Annotated in this window: 18 protein-coding genes; 9 read left to right on the forward strand and 9 right to left on the reverse strand. The window is 70.9% G+C overall.

Annotated elements, in window-relative coordinates; translation table 11 throughout:
• Positions 1 to 372: 372 nt before the first annotated feature.
• From ACXN5W_RS06130 to ACXN5W_RS06140, 3 genes are all read left to right on the forward strand, one after another.
• Positions 373 to 1,257, forward strand: a complete 885-nt coding sequence (locus ACXN5W_RS06130; protein WP_473157157.1) for a DUF4142 domain-containing protein — start codon at positions 373 to 375, stop codon at positions 1,255 to 1,257.
• Between the two features lie 62 nt (positions 1,258 to 1,319).
• On the forward strand, positions 1,320 to 2,294 hold the full coding sequence (locus ACXN5W_RS06135) for a Pecanex-like protein 1 (RefSeq protein WP_473157158.1): 975 nt from the start codon (positions 1,320 to 1,322) through the stop codon (positions 2,292 to 2,294).
• 123 nt (positions 2,295 to 2,417) lie between these two features.
• Positions 2,418 to 3,329, forward strand: a complete 912-nt coding sequence (locus ACXN5W_RS06140) for a DNA-3-methyladenine glycosylase family protein (RefSeq protein WP_473157210.1) — start codon at positions 2,418 to 2,420, stop codon at positions 3,327 to 3,329.
• Positions 3,330 to 3,466: 137 nt separating this feature from the next.
• Here the strand turns inward: ACXN5W_RS06140 and ACXN5W_RS06145 are convergent, their stop codons facing one another.
• Positions 3,467 to 3,967, reverse strand: coding sequence for a DUF1990 family protein (locus ACXN5W_RS06145; protein WP_473157159.1), 501 nt, complete (start codon positions 3,965 to 3,967; stop codon positions 3,467 to 3,469).
• 127 nt (positions 3,968 to 4,094) lie between these two features.
• Here ACXN5W_RS06145 and ACXN5W_RS06150 point away from each other — a divergent pair, with 127 nt between their 5' ends.
• Complete coding sequence (locus ACXN5W_RS06150; RefSeq protein WP_473157160.1) at positions 4,095 to 5,162, forward strand: ATP-dependent DNA ligase; 1,068 nt, start codon at positions 4,095 to 4,097, stop codon at positions 5,160 to 5,162.
• A gap of 498 nt (positions 5,163 to 5,660) precedes the next feature.
• Complete coding sequence (locus ACXN5W_RS06155; protein WP_473157161.1) at positions 5,661 to 6,257, forward strand: hypothetical protein; 597 nt, start codon at positions 5,661 to 5,663, stop codon at positions 6,255 to 6,257.
• 315 nt (positions 6,258 to 6,572) lie between these two features.
• On the opposite strand, the gene ACXN5W_RS06160 is transcribed toward ACXN5W_RS06155, so the two are convergent.
• Positions 6,573 to 7,424 carry an SAM-dependent methyltransferase gene (locus ACXN5W_RS06160; protein WP_473157162.1) on the reverse strand — a complete coding sequence of 284 codons (852 nt, stop codon included), beginning with the start codon at positions 7,422 to 7,424 and terminating at the stop codon, positions 6,573 to 6,575.
• Between the two features lie 514 nt (positions 7,425 to 7,938).
• Here ACXN5W_RS06160 and ACXN5W_RS06165 point away from each other — a divergent pair.
• On the forward strand, positions 7,939 to 8,541 hold the full coding sequence (locus ACXN5W_RS06165) for a hypothetical protein (protein WP_473157163.1): 603 nt from the start codon (positions 7,939 to 7,941) through the stop codon (positions 8,539 to 8,541).
• A gap of 276 nt (positions 8,542 to 8,817) precedes the next feature.
• Here ACXN5W_RS06165 and ACXN5W_RS06170 read toward each other — a convergent pair whose 3' ends face one another.
• The 3 genes from ACXN5W_RS06170 to ACXN5W_RS06180 form a co-directional block, all read right to left on the reverse strand.
• Positions 8,818 to 9,624, reverse strand: coding sequence for an HAD family hydrolase (locus tag ACXN5W_RS06170; RefSeq protein WP_473157164.1), 807 nt, complete (start codon positions 9,622 to 9,624; stop codon positions 8,818 to 8,820).
• Positions 9,621 to 10,523: an NAD-dependent epimerase/dehydratase family protein gene (locus ACXN5W_RS06175; RefSeq protein WP_473157165.1), complete on the reverse strand. Its 903-nt coding sequence runs from the start codon at positions 10,521 to 10,523 to the stop codon at positions 9,621 to 9,623. The genes ACXN5W_RS06170 and ACXN5W_RS06175 overlap by 4 nt, the downstream gene beginning before the upstream one ends.
• A 194-nt stretch (positions 10,524 to 10,717) precedes the next feature.
• On the reverse strand, positions 10,718 to 11,551 hold the full coding sequence (locus tag ACXN5W_RS06180; RefSeq protein WP_473157166.1) for an alpha/beta fold hydrolase: 834 nt from the start codon (positions 11,549 to 11,551) through the stop codon (positions 10,718 to 10,720).
• Between the two features lie 55 nt (positions 11,552 to 11,606).
• On the opposite strand from ACXN5W_RS06180, the gene ACXN5W_RS06185 reads away from it, so the two are divergent.
• Positions 11,607 to 12,398 (forward strand): TetR/AcrR family transcriptional regulator, encoded by a 792-nt coding sequence (locus ACXN5W_RS06185; RefSeq protein WP_473157167.1) that lies wholly within the window; start codon positions 11,607 to 11,609, stop codon positions 12,396 to 12,398.
• 127 nt (positions 12,399 to 12,525) lie between these two features.
• Here ACXN5W_RS06185 and ACXN5W_RS06190 read toward each other — a convergent pair whose 3' ends face one another.
• The 3 genes from ACXN5W_RS06190 to mmsA form a co-directional block, all read right to left on the reverse strand.
• Entirely contained in the window at positions 12,526 to 13,626 is a 1,101-nt protein-coding gene (locus ACXN5W_RS06190; RefSeq protein WP_473157168.1) for a substrate-binding domain-containing protein, read from the reverse strand.
• Positions 13,627 to 13,732: 106 nt separating this feature from the next.
• Positions 13,733 to 15,145: a multiple monosaccharide ABC transporter permease gene (gene mmsB / locus ACXN5W_RS06195; RefSeq protein WP_473157169.1), complete on the reverse strand. Its 1,413-nt coding sequence runs from the start codon at positions 15,143 to 15,145 to the stop codon at positions 13,733 to 13,735.
• The gene (gene mmsA, locus ACXN5W_RS06200; protein WP_473157170.1) at positions 15,142 to 16,689 is read right to left on the reverse strand and encodes a multiple monosaccharide ABC transporter ATP-binding protein; all 1,548 of its coding nucleotides are present in this window, start codon (positions 16,687 to 16,689) and stop codon (positions 15,142 to 15,144) included. Before mmsA ends, mmsB begins: the two co-directional genes overlap by 4 nt.
• 299 nt (positions 16,690 to 16,988) lie before the next feature.
• On the opposite strand from mmsA, the gene ACXN5W_RS06205 reads away from it, so the two are divergent.
• Positions 16,989 to 17,735 (forward strand): helix-turn-helix domain-containing protein, encoded by a 747-nt coding sequence (locus ACXN5W_RS06205; protein ID WP_473157171.1) that lies wholly within the window; start codon positions 16,989 to 16,991, stop codon positions 17,733 to 17,735.
• A 58-nt stretch (positions 17,736 to 17,793) separates the two neighbouring features.
• A complete protein-coding gene (locus tag ACXN5W_RS06210; RefSeq protein WP_473157172.1) occupies positions 17,794 to 18,453 on the forward strand; it encodes a dihydrofolate reductase family protein in 660 nt (219 codons plus the stop codon).
• Between the two features lie 71 nt (positions 18,454 to 18,524).
• Here the strand turns inward: ACXN5W_RS06210 and ACXN5W_RS06215 are convergent, their stop codons facing one another.
• A complete protein-coding gene (locus ACXN5W_RS06215; protein WP_473157173.1) occupies positions 18,525 to 19,289 on the reverse strand; it encodes a DUF427 domain-containing protein in 765 nt (254 codons plus the stop codon).
• Positions 19,290 to 19,333: the final 44 nt, after the last annotated feature.

Raw genomic sequence — 19,333 nt, forward strand, 5'->3', positions numbered from 1 at the left:
CGGTGGCGGTGGCGGTGGCGGTGGCCGATCGTCGCCGGCGCCAGCGAAGGTCGATTGTCGCCGGTGGCGGATCGTCGTCGCCGACGCCACCGAGGCATGGTCGACCACCGAGACATGGTCGTCACCGAGACACACCGGTGATCGACGGTCCGGCCCGTTCACGGTACGACACCTGATCGCCGGAAAAAACGTCGGAGACACCGAACCCCGGGCATCATCCGTTCGGCCGATGCCGGCGGATCGACCCCATCGCCGAATTCTATTCTTAAATTGGCCATAAATAATTTCCCGATACTCACCAGAGCGTTGACCATGGCTTTGGTGTTACCTACCGTTCGTCATTAACAGAATTGCACGAAGAAAGGGTGAGCGATGACGCCAATCGGTCCCTCCCGTTACGTACGGTGGGCGACTGCGGCTGTCACCGGTCTGACCGGGGTCCTGCTCGGCGGGCTGGTGGCCGCTCCGGCTCTCGCGACCGCCGCCGACCATCGGACAGTGGTCGCCGCCGGTGTCGCGCCGTTCGCCGCCGGGATCGCCGACCAGCGGGTCGCGCCGCGACCGTCCGGCGATCCCAACGGCCCGGTGCCGAATCCGATCGAGTTGCTGCCGGGCAATCCGTCGGCGAACGGGCCGGTGAGTGCCGCCGACCGGGACTTCGTGATCAAGGTACGGCTGGCCGGACTGTGGGAGATGCCGGCCAGTCAGATGGCGGCCGAGAAGGGCACCACGGACCGGATCAAGGAGATCGGCCAGGCGATCGGTCCGCAGCACAAGGTGCTCGACGCCATGGACCGGCAGGTCGCGGGCCAACTCGGCATCGCGCTGCCGGACGAACCGAACACGGACCAGCAGGGCTGGCTGCGGGAGATGCGGCAGTCCTCCGGCCCGCAGTTCGACCGGGTCTACATCGACCGGCTCCGCGCCGCGCACGGGAAGATCTTCCCGGCCATCGGGACCATCCGGGCGTCCACCCGCAACGACCTCGTCCGGCGGCTCGCCGCCCAGGCCAACGCCTTCGTGATGACCCACATGACGCTGCTGGAGAGTTCCGGCCTCGTCGACTACCAGGCACTGCCCCAGGCACCGCCACCACCACCAGCCGCGGCGGCGGCCCAGGCCGCCGAGACCGCCAAGAAGAGGACGTTGCTCACCAGCTCCAGCGGCGCGGTCAACCCGACCGTGATCTGGATCGTCCTCGCCGCCGCCGTGCTGGCCGGCGCGTACAGCACCGTTCGACTGATCCGCCCCCGGTGATCGGATGCGGCCCGCGGCCGTACCCGATCCCCCAGCCCGACTGAGATGGAAGGTGCCTTCCGGTGAACTCCACCACCCGGCGCTCCGCCCGGCGACGCCCGGAGCGTAACCCCCGCAAGCGACGCCTGATCGCCGCGATCGCCACCATCGGCGCGTTCGGCGCCCTGGTCGCGGTCACCCAGGTCTCCCTGGCCGACACCCGCAGCCGCCGGCACAACGCCGGCAACTGCCCGCCATCGGCCGCCGCGACCACGGCCCCGGGCGGATCCTCGTCGGCCAGCGCCGGGGCGTCCCCCTCCAGCGGTGGCACCAGCGGCTGGGCGAAGAACGGGGCGAACCCGTCCGGGTCCCCGTACACCGACCACGGTGTCACCCAGCACCCCGGTGACGGCCAGCAGCCCGGTCCGGCCGTGCAGAGCCGGCGCCGTGGCTGCTCGGGTGGGTCGGGCACCCCCACCCCCGCCGGCAGCAGCGGCGCCAGCGCCGGCACCGGGCTGCAGGTGCTGGCGAACAGCTGCGACGGGAGCAAGTTGCAGTTGCACGACGGCTTCCAGAACGGTGACCGCTGCGTCAACACCGAGTTCGGCGAGGTCGGTAACGCGGCGAACAACCCCACGCTGCTGATCACCTCGGCGCCGCGCCGGGTCGCGCCCAACCAGACGTTCACGCTCCGGGTGAGCACCCGCAACCTGATCCGGGACCGCTTCCTGGCGGCGGGCCAGGGCGGCTACTACAAGGAGAGCTCGCTGCTGAACGACCAGGGCCTGGTCCGTGGCCACTTCCACACCGCGTGCCGGATGCTGGCGACCACCCGGTCCGCGCCGGCCCCCGACCCGGTGCCGGCGTTCTTCGTGGCCACCGAGGACAGCAAGGGCGGTGCCACGCCGGACGAGGTCGTCATCACCGTGCCCGGCCTGCCCGCCCGGGGTCTCGCGCAGTGCGCGGTCTGGGCCGGTGACGGCTCGCACCGGATCCCGATGATGCAGCGGGCCAACCAGATCCCCGCCTTCGACGTCACCCGGATCACCGTCAACTGACTCTGCTGTAAGGAAGGGCCCCCTGTTATCGCTTTTTGCATAGCAGGGGGCCCTTCTTAACGCCGCCGGGCTGGTGCCGCGTACCCGCTGCGACGCCGGTCGTGGCAGAGTGACCGGGTGGCGATGACCGGGGCCGTGGAACGGGTGCTGTACCCACCGGGCGGGTACCGGTTCACCGGCACGGTCCGGGAGTTGGCCATGGGGGCGCACGACCCGTGCGTCCGGATCATCGACGGCACGTTCTGGTGGTCCACCCGCACCCCGGACGGGCCCGGCGTGCTCAGCCTGCGCCGCATTGGCGAGACCCTGCTGGCCACCGGGTACGGTCCGGGCGCCGGCTGGGTGGTGGACCGGGCGAACTCCGTGGCCGGGCTCCGGGATGACCTCACCGGCTTCCCCGCCCTGGCCGCCGGACACCCGGTGGTCGCCCGGCTGGCACACACCTTCGCCGGCCTGCGCCTGGCCGCCACGGGCCAGATCTTCCCCCGGCTGCTGCGGGCCATCCTCGAACAGAAGGTGACCGGCAAGGAGGCGTTCCGGGCGTACGCCGCAACCGTGCGCCGGTTCGGCGCCCCGGCGCCCGGCCCGGTGCGTGACCTCTGGACACCGCCCGCACCGGCCGACATCGCCGCGGCGCCGTACTGGATGTTCCATCCGTTCGGCGTCGAACAGCGCCGGGCCGACACCCTGCGTCGGGCCGCCGTCGTCGCGGACCGGTTGGAGCGCTGCGCCGACGCCGTCGAGGCCACCCGTCGGCTGGTCGCCATCCCCGGGATCGGTCCGTGGACGGCCGCCGAGGTGGTGCGGACGGCGTACGGCGATCCGGACGCGGTCAGCGTCGGCGACTACCACATACCCAACATGGTCAGCTGGGCACTGGCCGAGGAGCCACGCGGCGACGACGCCCGGATGCTCACCCTGCTGGAGCCGTTCCGGGGCCACCGTGGCCGGGTCTGCGTGCTGCTGGCCGCCGGTGGACTGCACGCGCCGCGCTTCGGACCCCGGATGCCCATCCGGTCGTTCGCCCGGTTCTGAACTCCGGATCCCGCTGGTCGGCCGCGCCGCCCGGTTCCGAACCCCGGACCACCCCGGTGGTCAGCCCGCCGCCCGGTTCCGAACCCCGGACCATCCCCTGGTCAGCCCGCCGCCCGGTTCCGAACTCCGCCCGGGGGTCAGCCGCGACTGATCCGCCGCAACACGGCGGCGCAGCGGTGGGCGTACCCGTGCTGGAAGGCCACCACGAGCGGCCCGGCGGCCCGGGTGAACCAGCGGGCCGGGCGGCTGAACGCGGTCACCGTGAACCACACCCGGCCGTCGTCGGCGCGTTCCACCAGGAAGGCCTCCTCGCCGCGCTCCGGGTGGCCCGGCAGCGTGCCGTACCCGAAACCGGCCCGGCGGTCGTCGTCCACGGCCCAGACCACCTCGCACGGCGCGGACAGCCGCAGCGGTCCCACCCCGAGCCCGGACACGACGTGGACCCCGGGGGCGGCCCGCGGCGCGGCGGCGGTGATCCGGATGCCCATCGCGCGGTGCAACCGCCAGCTCAGCAGGGCGTCCCCGGCGGCGGCGAAGGCGTCCCGGCCCAGTTCGGCGCGGTGGCGCAGGTGGTGGTAGCCCGCCGGCAGCTGCCCGTCCCGGGTCGCGCCCACCTCCGGATACGTCAGTTCCGCCACGCTGTCACCTCGCCGTTGACCGCCGCTGGATGTCCGCGCGACAGCGTACGACGGTCGGGGATCCTCGGGCGGCGTCGGGCGGGTGAAGCGGTGGACAGGGCGGCCGACCAGCGACGACGATGGCGGGATGGACCTGCCCGTGATGCCGCCCGTCGCCCCCATGCTCGCCAAGCCGGTCGGTGACATCCCCGGCGGTCAACTGTACGAACCGAAATGGGACGGCTTCCGGTCGATCATCTTCCGGGACGGTGCCGAGGTCGAGATCGGCAGTCGCAACGAACGGCCGATGACCCGCTACTTCCCCGAGGTGGTCAGCGCGGTGCTGGCCAACTTTCCGCCGCGCGCGGTCATCGACGGTGAGATCGTGGTGGCCGACACCGAGCGCAACACCCTGGACTTCGAGGCGTTGCAGCAGCGCATCCACCCGGCGACCAGCCGGGTGAACCTGCTGGCCGAGCAGACCCCGGCGAGCTTCGTCGCGTTCGACCTGCTCGCGCTCGGCGACGAGGACCTGACCGGACTGCCGTTCGCCGACCGGCGGCGTCGGCTCGAGCAGGCCCTCGCCGACGCGAAACCGCCGGTCCATGTCACCCCGGTCACCGACGACGAGGCCACGGCCCGCCGTTGGTTCGACGAGTTCGAGGGCGCGGGCCTGGACGGGCTGATCGCCAAGGGCCCGGACCTGACGTACCAGCCGGACAAGCGGGTCATGACCAAGATCAAACACAGGCGTACGGCGGACTGCGTGCTCGCCGGCTACCGGTTGCACAAGTCCGGCGACGACCGGATCGGTTCACTGCTGCTCGGCCTGTACGACGACCGGGATGTCCTGGTCTCGGTGGGTGTGATCGGGGCGTTCCCGATGGCGATCCGCAAGGAGCTGTTCACCGAACTCCAACCACTGGTCACGTCGTTCGACGAGCACCCGTGGAACTGGGCGGCGCACACCAGCGGGGAGCGCACCCCCCGCCGCAACGAGCAGAGTCGGTGGAACGCCGGCAAGGACCTCTCGTTCGTCCCACTCCGCCCGGAGCGGGTGGTCGAGGTGCGCTACGACTACATGGAGGGGGAACGGTTCCGGCACACCACCCAGTTCGAGCGCTGGCGGCCGGATCGTGACCCGCGCTCCTGTACGTACGCGCAACTCGAGCGGCCGGTCCGGTTCAACCTCGCCAACGTTCTGAACGGCGGCTGATCGGCGGAATCCCCGCATACGGGCGGGCCACCGATCTCGCGGTGTTCGGGGGCGAACCCGCCCATGCGTCCCGCCACCATTAAGGGAATCCGCCGGCTATAACCCTGATTGTCCGGTTTTGGGGTGACCGGCGACACGGCTCGGGTGGAATCCCGGGGGCCGGGCGGTGGTTACATCCACCGTACGACCGAGTACCGGCACCGCCCTTGGGTCCACGCGGCGCGACGAGGTCCTGGAAGTCGCGGTCGGTCTGTGAGCGGCCCGTGGTGCCTGCGCCCGCCGGGAATGCCGGGGGCGGGCCGGTCGTTGTACCGGGTTCGCCCGAGAGCATGAGCAGCGCCCCCGGCCTGCGCGAACCACGGGTCGAGTCATCCCCCCGGTTCGAGTTCCCCCCGGTTCGAGTTCCCCCTGATCTTCTTGCCCGCGTCCGCGTGGCCCTGCGTGCCCGCGTGTGCGTCGGCGTCTCCCCCAACCCCCTTGTGGATTGGAGCCCCCACCATGAACACGATCCTGCGTAACACCCTGCTGCGTAAGAGCCTGCTGAGCATCGCCGGTCTGAGCATCACCGGCGGACTGATCGCCGGCCCCGTCACCACCGCCCTCGCCACCCCCACCACCGCCCACACGACTGCTGCTGCGGTCGCCACCGCCGGCCAACCCCCCACCGCCGCCCCGTCGCCGCAGGGCGCCCAGAGTCACATCGACCTGACCGACGAGCAGACGACCAACGCCAAGGCGATCATCGCCGCCACCAAGCACAACGGCCTGGACCAGCGCGCCGCCGTCATCTCCATCGCCACCGCCCTGCAGGAATCCAAACTCCAGAACCTCGGCGACCTCGGCGACGCCAACGACCACGACTCCCTGGGCCTGTTCCAACAACGCCCCACCTCCGGCTGGGGCACACCCGAGCAGATCACCAACCCCGAATACGCCACCACCGCCTTCCAGAAGGCCCTCAAGGACGTCCCCGACTGGCACAACCTGCCCCTGACCGACGCCGCCCAGAAGGTTCAGGTCTCGGCCTACCCCGACGCCTACGCCCAATGGGAAACCCAGGCCACCGACCTGGTCACCCACCACTGGAACAGCTGACCCCCGACCGACCAACCACCGGCCAACGAAACCCACCGAGCCACCCGCACCTCGAGAACGCAACACCCCCGCACCCCACCACCAGCCGCTGGCCGGACCCCCACCCGGGGCCCGGCCAGCAGCATCCCCACACCCACAACCCCGGGCCCGGTCCACCCGCGCCGACTCGATCTTGCCGAAGGTTGGCGGCCCTGTGGTCGAACGGCCCTTCAAAGCGGGCTCGCAGGTCACGTGAGGGCAGGGTCCGGCCGACGATCCAGCGGCCCGCACCGGGCGGTCACCGACCGCTTCCCCGGCGGCGCGGGGGAGCGGGGGTCAGCGGGTCGGGAGCTGGGCGAGCACGGCGTATCCGGGGAACCTCTCGACGTTCTCCGGCAGGGCGCCGATCGCCTCCGGGCGCCACAGCGGGCAGCGGACGATACCCGGTGGCACCGGCTCCCAGCCCCGTAGCATGGTCGCGATCTCCTGCCGGCTACGCATGATCACCGCGTTGTCGGCTCGGGCGTACACCTCCTGCGCCTCGCGCTGTCCAGGCGGCGGGCCGCCGTCCTCGCTGGCGTGCGAGATCGCGAGGTAGCTGCCGGGCGCGAGCCGGTCGGCCAGTTCCAGCGGTACGGCGCCGGGCTGCTGGTCGTCGGGGATGAAGTGCAGGGTCGCCAGCAGCAGGACCGCGACGGGACGGTCGAGGTCCAGCAGGTCCCGGACGGCCGGCTCGGCCAGGATGTCGGCCGGCCGGCGCAGGTCACCCGCGATGGCCGTGGCCAGCGGGTTGTCGAGAAGAATGGCCTGGGAGTGGGCGACCGCGATCGGATCGATGTCGACGTACACGACTCGACAGGCCGGGTTGACCGCCCCGGCGATCTCATGCACGGTCCCGACCGTGGTGATACCCGAACCGAGATCGAGGAACTGGTCGATCCCCAGCTCGGCGGTGAGGTGACGGACCACCCGGCGGAGGAACGCGCGTCCCTCGCCCAGCACCGACGGCAGCTCCGGCATGGCCGCGACGGCGCGCTCGGCGACCTCCCGGTCGGCGGCGAAGTTGTACTGGCCGCCGAGCAGATAGTCGTAGATCCGGGATGATGCCGGCCGGGCGATGTCAACCTCCGGTGGTGCCCAGTCCGGCCGCTGCATCCGATCGCCCCCCGTGTCTGGTTCGTCGCGCACGGCGAGTGTAGATCACAGGTCTGAGCGGTTTGTCGAACGCTTGGCGGATTCGCCGAGCGGGAGTCCGGCGTTAGGAAGGGCCCCCTCCTATACCAAAGGCGATAACAAGGGGCCCTTCCTTGCAGGTGCGCCGCCTGGGGCGAATGACCGGTACCGCCCGGCCCCGGTGGCGGCCGTCACGCCACGAGCGGTCCGTTATGTCTGTTTGGCTGGAATCGGTTGGTGGGGTGCGACGTTGTAAGCCGCGTACGACCGCAGTACCTGCGACGGCGACACCAGCACCCACCGCCCAGCACCCCCCGCCGGGTCGTCCGGGAATGCCGGGGGCGGGCCGGTCGTTGTACCGGGTTCGCCCGAGAGCGTGAGCAGCGCCCCCGGCCTGCGTGAACCACGGGTCGAGTCATCCCCCCCGGTTCGAGTTTCCCCCTGATCTTCTTGCCCGCGTCCGCGTGCCCTGCGTGCCCGCGTGTGCGTCGGCGTTTCCCCCAACCCCTTGTGGATTGGAGCCCCCACCATGAACACGATCCTGCGTAACACCCTGCTGCGTAAGAGCCTGCTGAGCATCGCCGGTCTGAGCATCACCGGCGGACTGATCGCCGGCCCCGTCACCACCGCCCTCGCCACCCCCACCACCGCCCACACGACTGCTGCTGCGGTCGCCACCGCCGGCCAACCCACCACCACCACCGCCGCCTCGTCGCCGCAGGGCGCCCAGAGTCACATCGACCTGACCGACGAGCAGACGACCAACGCCAAGGCGATCATCGCCGCCACCAAGCACAACGGCCTGGACCAGCGCGCCGCCGTCATCTCCATCGCCACCGCCCTGCAGGAATCCAAACTCCAGAACCTCGGCGACCTCGGCGACGCCAACGACCACGACTCCCTGGGCCTGTTCCAACAACGCCCCACCTCCGGCTGGGGCACACCCGAGCAGATCACCAACCCCGAATACGCCACCACCGCCTTCCAGAAGGCCCTCAAGGACGTCCCCGACTGGCACAACCTGCCCCTGACCGACGCCGCCCAGAAGGTTCAGGTCTCGGCCTACCCCGACGCCTACGCCCAATGGGAAACCCAGGCCACCGACCTGGTCACCCACTACTGGAACAGCTGACCCACCCCAACCAACCCCACACCCACACCACCACGCTGCTGGCCGGACCCCACCCGGGGCCCGGCCAGCAGCATCCCCACACCCGGATCGCTGTCAGCGGAGACCCACACCGCCACGGCCCGCCAACCCTCACCCGGTCGCAACCGGTAACGGCAACGGCGGGCCAGACCCTTTCAGCCAGCCATGTCTGAGAGACATTTTGATGACTCTCGGACATGGACACCGGGCCGAGATGTGGTCGGGATTTCCGAACATCCACCCATCCCTACACCGCGGTTACCAGAGCTTCTCCAGGATCTGGGCCACGCCGTCGTCGTCGTTGCTCGGCGCGTGGTTGACGGTGGCGGTCAGCACCGCCGGGTGCCCGTTGGCCATCGCGTACGCGGTGCCGGCCCAGCCGAGCATGGACAGATCGTTGGGACCGTCGCCGAAGGCCAGCACGTCGGCCGGCTCGATCAGCCAGTCGGCACAGAGTTCGGCCAGCCCGGCGGCCTTGGAGACGTGCGGGGCGGAAATCTCCAGCGGTGCCGTCAGGTCGGCCCAGGTGCAGGCGACCAGCCCGTCCAGGGCCGGTCGGAGCCGCACCCAGGCGGCGTCCGGGTTGCGTTCGGGCAGCCACACCATGAGTTTGACCAGCGGTTCGGCCAGCAGGTCGGCGTCGCTGGCGACCGGCACCCGGGCCCGGTCGAGCCGGGGGTTGAAGCGGTAGCCGGGTCCGATCAGCGCCCGGTGGCCGGTCTCGACGGCGAAGCCGGCACCGGGAATCAGCCGGCGGATCTCGGCCATCACCGCCGCCGTCAGGTCGGGCGCCAGGTCGTGCCGCAGCGATATCCGGCGGCGCGTGAGGTCGTACCGGATGGCGCCGTTGACGCAGACGGCGGCGTCGATCAGCGGTGGGCGGCCGTCGTCGGCCCCGAACAAACCGTCCACCACCCGCGGGGCGCGGGCGGTGGACGCCACCACCCGGGTGCCGGCCGCCCGGGTCCGGCGAAGCGCGGCGCGGGTGCGTTCGGACAGCGACGACTCCCCGGTCAGCAGGGTGCCGTCGAGGTCGGACGCGACCAGCCGCGGCCGGCCGGTCATCCGACTGGCTCCGAGAATCCGGTCAACCAGGACGGGTACCGGGGTGTCCAACCGCGGTCCCGGCGCGCGCGACCGTTGCTCGCGCCGCGCGCCCAGGCGGCCCCGCCGGGGACGGGGGACGGCACCGGTGCGCCGAGCGTCCGGCAGTACACCGGCACCCACTCGCGAGCGGGTGCCGGCTCGTCATCGACCACGTTCACCGGTCCGGGCGCCCAGTCCAGCGCCGCCACGGCCGCCGCGGCGGCGTCGTCGACGTGTACGAAGCTGGTCACCGCGTCGTCGGCGACCAGCGCGCCGGCCGCTGCGTCGGCGGCCCGCGCGCCGCCCGGCGCGAACCAGGTGCCGGGGCCGTAGAACATGCCGTATCGCAGCAGCACCGGCTCGGGCACCTCGGCGACCGTGGCCTCCAGCGCGGCGACCGCCCGGACGGTCACTCCACGCACCCCCTCGGCCTCGACATCCAGCGGTACGTCCTCGTCGGCGGGTCCGACGCCCGGTGCGTACGCCCAGGCGATGCTCTGCGCCACCATCCGCCGTACGCCGGCCGCCCGGGCCGCGTCGACCAGGTTGCGGGTGCCCACGGTGCGCAGCCGGGCGTTGGCCGCGAGATCGTAGCCGCCGAGGTCGGTGAGCTGGTGCAGCACCGCGTCGGGGCCGGCCGCGGTCACGGCGGCGACCAGCGCGTCCCGGTCGTACACGTCGACCATGGTGGCCTCGGCACCCGCCCGGCGCAGCGCCGCGGCCCGGTCCGGGTCGCGGCTGAGCGCCGTGACCCGGTGCCCGGCGGCGAGCAGCATCGGCAGCAGCCGCCGGCCCACCACTCCGGATGCGCCGGCCAGCAGCACGTGCCGCCCGAGGGGTGCGGGCGAATCCGTTCCGGGTCCCGGTGGCTGGCTCATGAGTCGACGGTAGTGGCCGGCCCGACCGGCCCGTGGTCCGCCTCGCTGTCGGTCACCTCACACCGCCACCGAACCATGGCGCCGCCCGCCGGCAGACCATTGTGGTGCCGCCCGCGAGCGCACCATCGGGGTGCCGCCCGCGAGCGCACCATCAAGGTGCCGCGCGTTCCCGGACCCGCGTCGCCGGCGGCGTCTCAGACGGTCTCGCGGCGCGGGCGTACCGGCGCGGCGAAGAACTCCGCGATCGGTTCGACGAGACGCGCCGGCGCGATGTTGAGGGCGTCGTGTCGACAGCGGGGGATCCGCAGCGTGCGGGGCCTCGGCAGGACCCCGGCCAGTACCTCGTTCAGCTGGGCGAAGTACGGCGGCGCACTGGCGCCGGTGGCGAGCAGCACCTCGGCGGTGACGCCCGCGTACCGTTCGGGTGGTCCGTCGTGGGCCTGCACCTGGCGGCTCTCCGGCAGCGTGGTCGGCAGCAGTCCGCCCAGGGTACGTCCGACGGAGGTACGCAGCAGGAGTCGGCACATCGCCAGCTGGACGCTCATCGGGAGCTTCGCGGCGAACGAGTGGTCGTTGACTCCGGCGCCGACGATCGCGAGGGCCCGCACGGTGTCGCCGGCCCGCAGGGCCGCCTCGGCGGCGTCGAGGTAGCCGGTGGGGAAGATGCCGGACACCTGGACGGCGGCGTCGTAGAGGGCGAGCCGGTCCAGGGGCAACCGCAGCGCGGCGCGCAGCGCGACGAATCCGCCGTAGCTGTGCCCGAGGACGTTGCGGGAGCCGGTGTGCGTGACGACCGCGGTGAGGTCCTGGATGTCCTGCTCCACCGTGTACGGCTCGCGCTTCGGCGCCGCTTCGGCGCGGCCCCGGCGGTTGTAGAGGTGGACGGTGAACCGGTCGGCCAGCCGGTTGGCGAGGCGCCGGTAGAGGTCGATGGTGACGCCGCCGCCGTGTACCACCACGATGCCGGGCCCGCCGCCGACGGAGTGCAGCGTGATGGCGGTGCCGTCGTCGGACGTGATCCGTTCCATGGGACCTCCGCTCGTCGCAAAACTGCTAACGCTGTTCGCAGTTTACAGTGGGTGGGTGAGCGAAGCGCAAGTGCCGTCCGGCCGGGCTCGGCAACCCATCTGGACGCGTCCCGAGCGGGGGGCCCGGGGGCCGGCCCCGGCACACACCCGGGACGAGATCGTCGCCGCCGCCGTGGCGCTGGCCGACGCCAACGGCCTCGGTGCGGTGTCGATGCGGGCGGTCGCGACCTCGCTGGGCACCGGCGCGGGCTCGCTCTATCGCTACCTGTCCTCCCGGGATGACCTGTTCGACCTGATGGCGGACCGGGCGGCCGGAGAGCTGCGGCCGTACCCGCCGGTGGCCGGACCTACGGCCCGCGCGGGCCGGACCGGCGCTGACCCGGAAGCCGAAGGCGCGGGCCGGACTGGCGCTGACCCGGAGGCCGAAGGCGCGATCGGGGTCGGCGGCGATGCCGGCGACGACTGGCTGGCCGGGATGCTGGCGCTGGCCCGCCGGCAGCTCGCGCTCTACCGGTCGCACCCGTGGCTGGTCGACATGCTGCACCGGGGGGTGGCGCCCGGCCCCAACACGCTGGCCTACCTCGACCACTGCCTGGCCGTGCTGTGGCGGGTGCGCTGTCCGGTCAGTGCGAAGTTCGAGGCCATCGCGATGATGACCGGTACGGTGTCGTTGTTCGCGCGCGCGCCGGCCGGCTCCCGGGCGATGGCCTTCGACGGGAACGAGCTCGCGAAGCATCCGACGTTGGCCGCCGCGCTCGCCGCCGCGCAGCCCACCGAACCCCGGCCGGATCTGTTCGACCGCACCCTGCGGGGGGTGCTGACCGGTCTGCTCGCACCGTCCGGTTAGGAACCGGAACCGTTAACAGGGGACCCCGGCTATACAAGAGGCGATAACAGGGTGCCCTTCCTTTCCCCCCCAAAACGGTGCGGGACCCCGGAGCTGGCGCTCCGGGGTCCCGCATCGTTCGAGACGATTACTTGGTCAGTGCCGCGAGCTTCGGGTCGTTGGCGTACGCCTCGGCCGCGTTGGCCTTGGTGACGGCGACCGGCGGGAGCAGGTACGTGTCGACGACCTTGCTGCCGTTGTTGTAGGACTTGGTGTCGTTGACCTGCGGGGCCTGACCCTGCTGGAGGGACTTGACCATCGCGACGGTCTGCTTCACCAGGTTGCGGGTGTCCTTGTTGATCGTCATGTACTGCTCGCCAGCCATGATCGACTTAACCGACTCGACCTCGGAGTCCTGACCGGTGACCACCGGGATCGGCTTGCCGGCACCCTTGATCGAGGTGATGATGGCGCGGGCCAGGGTGTCGTTCGGGGACAGCACGCCGTCCAGTTCCTTGCCGCCGTAGGTGGAGGTCAGCAGCTGGTCCATGCGGGCCTGCGCACCCTCGGCCTTCCAGCCCTGGATGCCGGTCTGCTTGATATTGGTCTGCTTCGAGGCGACCACCACGGTGCCCTTGTCGATCTCCGGCTGCAGGACGCTCATGGCGCCCTGGAAGAAGACCGCCGAGTTGTTGTCGTCGGGCGAGCCGGAGAACAGCTCGACGTTGTACGGGCCATTCGGCTTCTTGGCCTTCATGCCGTCCAGCAGGGCCTGGCCCTGGAGCTGGCCGACCTTGTAGTTGTCGAACGCGACGTAGTAGTCGAGGTCCGGGGTGTTGGTGATCAGGCGGTCGTAGGCGATGACCTTCACGCCCGCCTGGTGGGCCGCGGCCACCTGCGTGGACAGCTGCGCCGCGTCGGTCGCGCCGATCACGATGACCTTGGCGCCCTTGGTGATCATCGAGGTGATCTGCGCCTGCTGGTCGGCGACCGTGGTCGACGCGCCCGCGTACTGCACGTCGCTCTTGAAGCCGGCCTCCTTGAGACCGTTGGTGAACAGGTCACCGGCGAGGACCCAGTTCTCCGAGGTCTTGGCCGGCAGGGCGACACCGATCAGGGAGTCGGCCGAGAAGCCGCTGGCCTTGCCGTCCGAGCTGCCGGAGCCCGAGTCACGGCCGGTGCCGCAGGCCGTGAGGGCCAGCAGCCCGATGGCGCCGATCGCCACCGATGTGCCGATGAACCTACGCATGAGATGTTGCCCTTCTCTACAGGAATTGGTGGGAAGTTGTTCGTGGGATCCGTCAGGTGGCGCCGCGTCCGACGCCATCCCGGCCCTGGCCGACCGGTTGCGGCCGTCAGGCGGGTACCGCGGCGCGGTCGGGCTGTCGGCCGGGGCCGGACGGCGGGGTGCGGCCGTCCGGGCCGCCGGGGCCGTCCGGACCGGACGGGCCACCGGGGCCGCCGGATGGGCCACCGGGACCGCCGCCTGGCGCGCCGGGACCGCCGGAACCGGGGGGTACGGCCGGGCCGCCGGGGCTGTCCCGCCGGAACGCGCGGGTGAGGCTGCCGATCACCGAGAAGCGACCCTGGCTCTTGTTGTAGACGTCCAGCCCCACGGCGAGCAGCAGGACCAGGCCCTTGATGATCTGTACGCGGTCGGTGCCGACGCCCAGCAGTTGCAGACCGTTGTTCAGCACGGCCATCACCAGGCCGCCGACGATCGAACCGCTGATCGTGCCGATACCACCGGCGACGGCGGCGCCACCGATGAACACCGCGGCGATGGCGTCCAGTTCCCAGCCGTTGCCGTCCTGCGGTCCGGAGGCCGCCGACCGGGCCACGAAGATCATGCCGGCCAGCGCGGCGAGCACGGACATGTTCATCATGACGAGGAAGTTGACCCGCTTGAGCTTCACCCCGGACAGCTCCGCGGCCCGGGAGTTGCCGCCGACCGCGTAGATGTGCCGGCCGCCGGCCGTGTTGCGGGTGTAGAAGGAGTACGCGATGACCAGCGCGACCAGGATGATCCCGGACACCGGGAAGCTGGTGCCGACGCGGCCGCTGGCGAAGCGCAGCGAGGCGAACACGATCGCGCCGACCATGACGGCCAGCCGCAGCAGCGAGATCCACATCGGGGCCGGGTCGGCGTCCATCTCCCGGCGCGTCCGGCGGGCCCGCAGTTCCCGCCAGACCACGGCGGCGCAGGCGGCCAGACCGAGCAGCAGGGTCAGGTTGTTGTAGCCGGTGGCCGGGCCGACCTCGGGCAGGAACCCGGAGCCGATCGCCCGGTAGCCCTCGGGCACCGGGATGGTGTTCGCGTTGCCGATGAACTGGTTGCCGCCGCGGAACAGCAGCATGCCGGCCAGGGTGACGATGAACGCCGGCACCCCGATGTAGGCCACCCAGAAGCCCTGCCAGGCGCCGATGGCCGCGCCGATGACCAGCCCGAACAGGATGGCCACGGGCCACGGCAGGGACCAGTCCGCCATCGCCTTGGCCACCAGGATGCCGGTGAACGCGGCCACCGAGCCGACCGACAGGTCGATGTGCCCGGCGACGATCACCATCAGCATGCCGATGGCCAGAATGAGGATGTACGAGTTCTGCTGGAACAGCGCGATCAGGTTGTCCGACCGCAGCGTCAGCCCGTTGGTCAGGACCTGGAACAGGACCACGATCGCGACCAGGGTGAAGATCATCCCAAACTGGCGGGCGTTCGAGGTGGTCCCGCCGAAGAGGTTCTTCTGCAGGTCCTTGAATCTGCTCATCGTGTCTGCGTCCTCTTCGTGGAGGTCATCTGCTTCATGAGGGTTTCCGGGTCCGCGTCGCGCCGGGCGATCTCGCCGGTGATGGCGCCTTCGAACACGGTGTAGATGCGGTCGCAGAGCCCGATCAGCTCAGGCAGCTCCGAGGAGATGACCACGACGCCCTTGCCCTGGTCGGCGAGCCGCTGGATGATGCCGTAGATCTCGTACTTGGCGCCCACGTCGATACCGCGGGTCGGCTCGTCGAGGATCAGCAGGTCGGGGTCGGTGAACATCCACTTTGCCAGCACGACCTTCTGCTGGTTGCCGCCGGAGAGCTTGGCGACGCTCTCGTCGACGGTCGGGGCCTTGGTCCGCAGCTCCCGCCGGTAGCTCTCGGCGGCCCGGTACTCCTCGACCTGGTTCAGGACACCGTGGTGGGAGATCTTGGACAGCTTGGCGGCCACCGTCGACGCCTTGATGTCGTCGAGCAGGTTGAGGCCGAGCGCCTTGCGGTCCTCGCTGACGTACGCGAGCCCGTGCGCGACGGCGTCGGCCACGGACTTCAGCACGATCTCCCGACCGTCCTTGATGATGGTGCCCGACTCGTACACCCCGTAGGAGCGGCCGAAGACGCTCATCGCCAGTTCGGTGCGGCCGGCACCCATCAGGCCGGCGAAGCCGACGATCTCGCCCCGGCGTACGACGAAGCTCTCGTTCTTGCAGACCTGGCGGTCGGCGGAGATGGGGTGCCGGACGTTCCAGTTCCGGACCTCGAAGAAGACCTCGCCGATCTTCGGCGTGTGGTCCGGGAACCGGCTGCTCAGCTCGCGCCCGACCATCCCGCGCACGATCCGGTCCTCGTCCACGCCACCGTCTTCGACGTCCAGCGTCTCGACGGTGTGGCCGTCGCGCAGGATGGTGATCCGGTCGGCGATCGCCGCGATCTCGTTCAGCTTGTGGGAGATCATGATCGAGGTGATGCCGCGTGACCGGAAGCCGCGCAGCAGGTCCAGCAGGTGCCGGGAGTCGGCCTCGTTCAGCGCGGCGGTCGGCTCGTCGAGGATGAGCAACCGGACGTTCTTGGCGAACGCCTTGGCGATCTCCACGAGCTGCTGCTTGCCGACGCCGATGTCCTTGACCAGGGTGTCCGGGTTCTCGTCCAGGCCGACCCGGGCCAGCAGGTCGAGGGCCATCCGGTTCGCGGCCTTCCAGTCGATCGCGCCGTGCCGCCGGGGCTCGTTGCCGAGGAAGATGTTCTCGGCGATGGACATGCCCGGGATCAGCGCGAGCTCCTGGTGGATGATCACGATGCCGGCCTGCTCACTGGCCCGGATGTCGGTGAAGCGGCTCTCCGCGCCCTGGTAGTTGATCAGGCCGTCGTAGCTGCCGTACGGGTAGACCCCGCTGAGCACCTTCATCAGCGTCGACTTGCCGGCGCCGTTCTCCCCGCAGATGGCGTGGATCTCACCGGCCCGTACCGTCAGGTTGACGTCGGACAGCGCCTTGACACCGGGGAACTCCTTGGTGATGCCGCGCATCTCCAGCAGAACCGGAGCGTCGCTCATCGTCCGTACCCCCTCGCCAGCGCCATGGATGCCTCCCCGAACAGGGGATCTGGCCTCGCTTTTGTTTGCTGACGGCAACGTATGTCGGACGGAACATGAGCAACAAACGGTCAGAGATCGTGAATAAGGCATGAGTGCGTAAAAATGGCACTACTTCGCATGTGTCACTGGTCACCCACCCGGTCGTCACCCGCTCGGCCGCCGCCCGGCACGGGGTGGCCCCTGCCGGCGCCTCGGTCCCGGGTTCGATGTCGGTAGCCTCGGGAGGGAACCTCGGCGGACCGAGGACGGGGGAGGCCATGGCCCTGCGGTTCGAGCATCGTGACACCGAGTTCGGCGTGGGCCTCGTCGACCGCGTGTGGCGCACCCGCTCCGACACGGAGCAGATCATGACGTCCGCGGCACGCACCTGCTGGCACCTGATCCTCTCGCGGGCTCGGGGACGCCTACACGCCGGCCTGCGCGGGCCGGAGACCAGAGCGACCAGGGCACCGGTCCCGGCGGGCACCGAGTTCCTCGGCGTCCGGTTCGCCTTCGGCGCGGTTCTCCGGCCGCATCCCGCGGCCTCGATCGTCGATGGGTACGTGCCGATCCCGGTGACGGAATCGGGCCGGATCGTCATCGACGGCGAGAGCTGGGAGGCGCCGACGTACGAGAACGTCGAGCACTTCGTCCGGCGCCTGCGGGACGCGGGCCTGCTGCTGCGATCGCCTCTCGGGGACGAGGAGCAGGGTGACGAGCATCCCGCGGTCAGCCCCACCGAGCGGACCCGCCCGACCGACCGGACCCGGCAGCGTCGCTACCGGGCGATCACCGGGCTGTCGCGAACCGCCGTACGGCGGATCGACCGCGCGAACGCCGCGGCCACGATGCTGCGCGACGGCCTCGACTGGCGCACGGTCGTCGACAGGTTGGGGTACTTCGACCAGGCCCACCTCGCGCACGCGCTGCGTCGCCACGTCGGATGCACCGCCGGGGAGTTGCGGGCCGGCCGGGGTGCCGCGATGTCGTTCCTGTACAAGACCCACCCTGGACCCGGCAGCTAGCGTCCGTCAGCCAGCCAACCCCGGCCGGCTGTCCGCGACCCGAGTTCAGGGGAGAATCGTGCTGCTCAGCGTCAACACCTTCGTCAGTCTTGACGGCGTCATGCAGGGACCCGGAGCCTCCGACGAGGACCGCTCCGGCGGCTTCGACCGCGGCGGGTGGCTCGTTCCGCATGCCTCGGCGCACACCAACGAGGTCGTCGAGAGCTGGGTCCGCGCGGCCGGCGCGTTCCTCTTCGGCCGCACCAGCTTCGGCCTGCTCGGCGGGTACTGGCCGAAGGTCACCGAACCCGACGACCTGATCGCCGCCAAACTCAACACGTTGCCGAAGTATGTCGTCAGCTCCACGCTGACCGACGATGAGGCGGACTGGAGCCCGACCACGGTCCTGCGCGGTGACCCGGTCGACGAGGTGCGCCGCCTCAAGGCGCTCCGCGGCGGGGAACTCCAGGTCCACGGCAGCTGGAAACTCGTGCGGACGCTGCACCGGGCGGGACTGGTCGACGTCTACCGGCTGCTCCAGTTCCCGGTCGTCGTCGGTGCGGGGAAGCGCCTGTTCCCGGACGGATCGACACCCGCGACCCTCGTGCCGGTGGAGGAGAGCTCACGGGTGCTGCCCGGCGGCGTCGTCTCGCTGACCCTCAACCCCACGAGCCTCGGCGCGCTCTCCGCGGGCGCGTACGCCGTGGCCGAGGGGCGTTCGGTGACGATCCTCGACTGACGTCGGTGCCCGACCGGCTTCGTGGCCCTGATCTCCGGCCGGGACGGCCGTCGGCCGCGTCATCCGGCGGGTCAGGAGAAGTGCGTCCGGGGCCGGGCGAGCCGCTGCCCGTCCACGGTCAGGTCGACCTTCTCGTTGTAGAACGCGACCAGGCCGGCGATCGGCAGCAACTGCCGGGTGGGGAAGTCGTACGACCAGGCCAGGTCCGGGTGGGTGGTGTCCCCCACCCGCACCGACCAGTAGCCGGTGGTCCGCCCCTTGTACGGGCACTGGCTGACGGTGCCGGACGGCACGAGGTGGCCGAACCGTACGTCGGTCCGGTTCAGGTAGTAGCGGGTCGGCAGTCCCGTCTCGAAGACCAGCACCGGCGAGGTCGACTCGGCCAGCAGGACGCCGTCGAGTTCCACCCGCACCGTACGGGTGGAGCGGAGAGCGTCCACCCGCGCGTACGGGCTGCGGGGATGCACGAACACCTCCTCGTCCTCCTCGAACCAGGAGTCCAGGGCGGCCCAGTCGAACCGGATGGTGCCGGTCAGCCCGTTCGGCGCCTCGTCGGTGTGCAACCGCCCGCACCCGGGTCGGGTGGTCTCGCCGGACCGCAGCCCGTACAGCCGGACCGTCCCGCGCCGGGACTGCTCGGTGCGTTCCTCGTCGACCAGCAGGTCGGGGTGGACGTCCGCGATCGGAATGTAGTACTGGGGGTAGAACGGCCACTCCCAGACGTACCGCGCGCGGACCGTGTCGAGCACCAGCTCGCCGGCGAGGAAGGCGCGGATGCGGCGGGGGACCGGTTCGACGTGGTTCACCGGGACGATCGGCTGCGGATGATCCGACACCTGGGTCTCCTACAACCGTGGATCGGCTGGGACGGGGGCCGGCG

It is taken from the genome of Plantactinospora sp. A48, from assembly GCF_055793945.1.

Bases quoted from the DNA above. Each gene is read 5' to 3' on its own strand.
- ACXN5W_RS06130 (WP_473157157.1), top strand. From the start codon at position 373: ATGACGCCAATCGGTCCCTCCCGTTACGTACGGTGGGCGACTGCGGCT.
- ACXN5W_RS06140 (WP_473157210.1), top strand. From the start codon at position 2,418: ATGACCGGGGCCGTGGAACGGGTGCTGTACCCACCGGGCGGGTACCGG.
- ACXN5W_RS06150 (WP_473157160.1), top strand. From the start codon at position 4,095: ATGGACCTGCCCGTGATGCCGCCCGTCGCCCCCATGCTCGCCAAGCCG.
- ACXN5W_RS06155 (WP_473157161.1), top strand. From the start codon at position 5,661: ATGAACACGATCCTGCGTAACACCCTGCTGCGTAAGAGCCTGCTGAGC.
- ACXN5W_RS06165 (WP_473157163.1), top strand. From the start codon at position 7,939: ATGAACACGATCCTGCGTAACACCCTGCTGCGTAAGAGCCTGCTGAGC.
- ACXN5W_RS06170 (WP_473157164.1), bottom strand. From the start codon at position 9,624: ATGACCGGCCGGCCGCGGCTGGTCGCGTCCGACCTCGACGGCACCCTG.
- ACXN5W_RS06175 (WP_473157165.1), bottom strand. From the start codon at position 10,523: ATGAGCCAGCCACCGGGACCCGGAACGGATTCGCCCGCACCCCTCGGG.
- ACXN5W_RS06180 (WP_473157166.1), bottom strand. From the start codon at position 11,551: ATGGAACGGATCACGTCCGACGACGGCACCGCCATCACGCTGCACTCC.
- ACXN5W_RS06190 (WP_473157168.1), bottom strand. From the start codon at position 13,626: ATGCGTAGGTTCATCGGCACATCGGTGGCGATCGGCGCCATCGGGCTG.
- mmsB (WP_473157169.1), bottom strand. From the start codon at position 15,145: ATGAGCAGATTCAAGGACCTGCAGAAGAACCTCTTCGGCGGGACCACC.
- mmsA (WP_473157170.1), bottom strand. From the start codon at position 16,689: ATGAGCGACGCTCCGGTTCTGCTGGAGATGCGCGGCATCACCAAGGAG.
- ACXN5W_RS06205 (WP_473157171.1), top strand. From the start codon at position 16,989: ATGGCCCTGCGGTTCGAGCATCGTGACACCGAGTTCGGCGTGGGCCTC.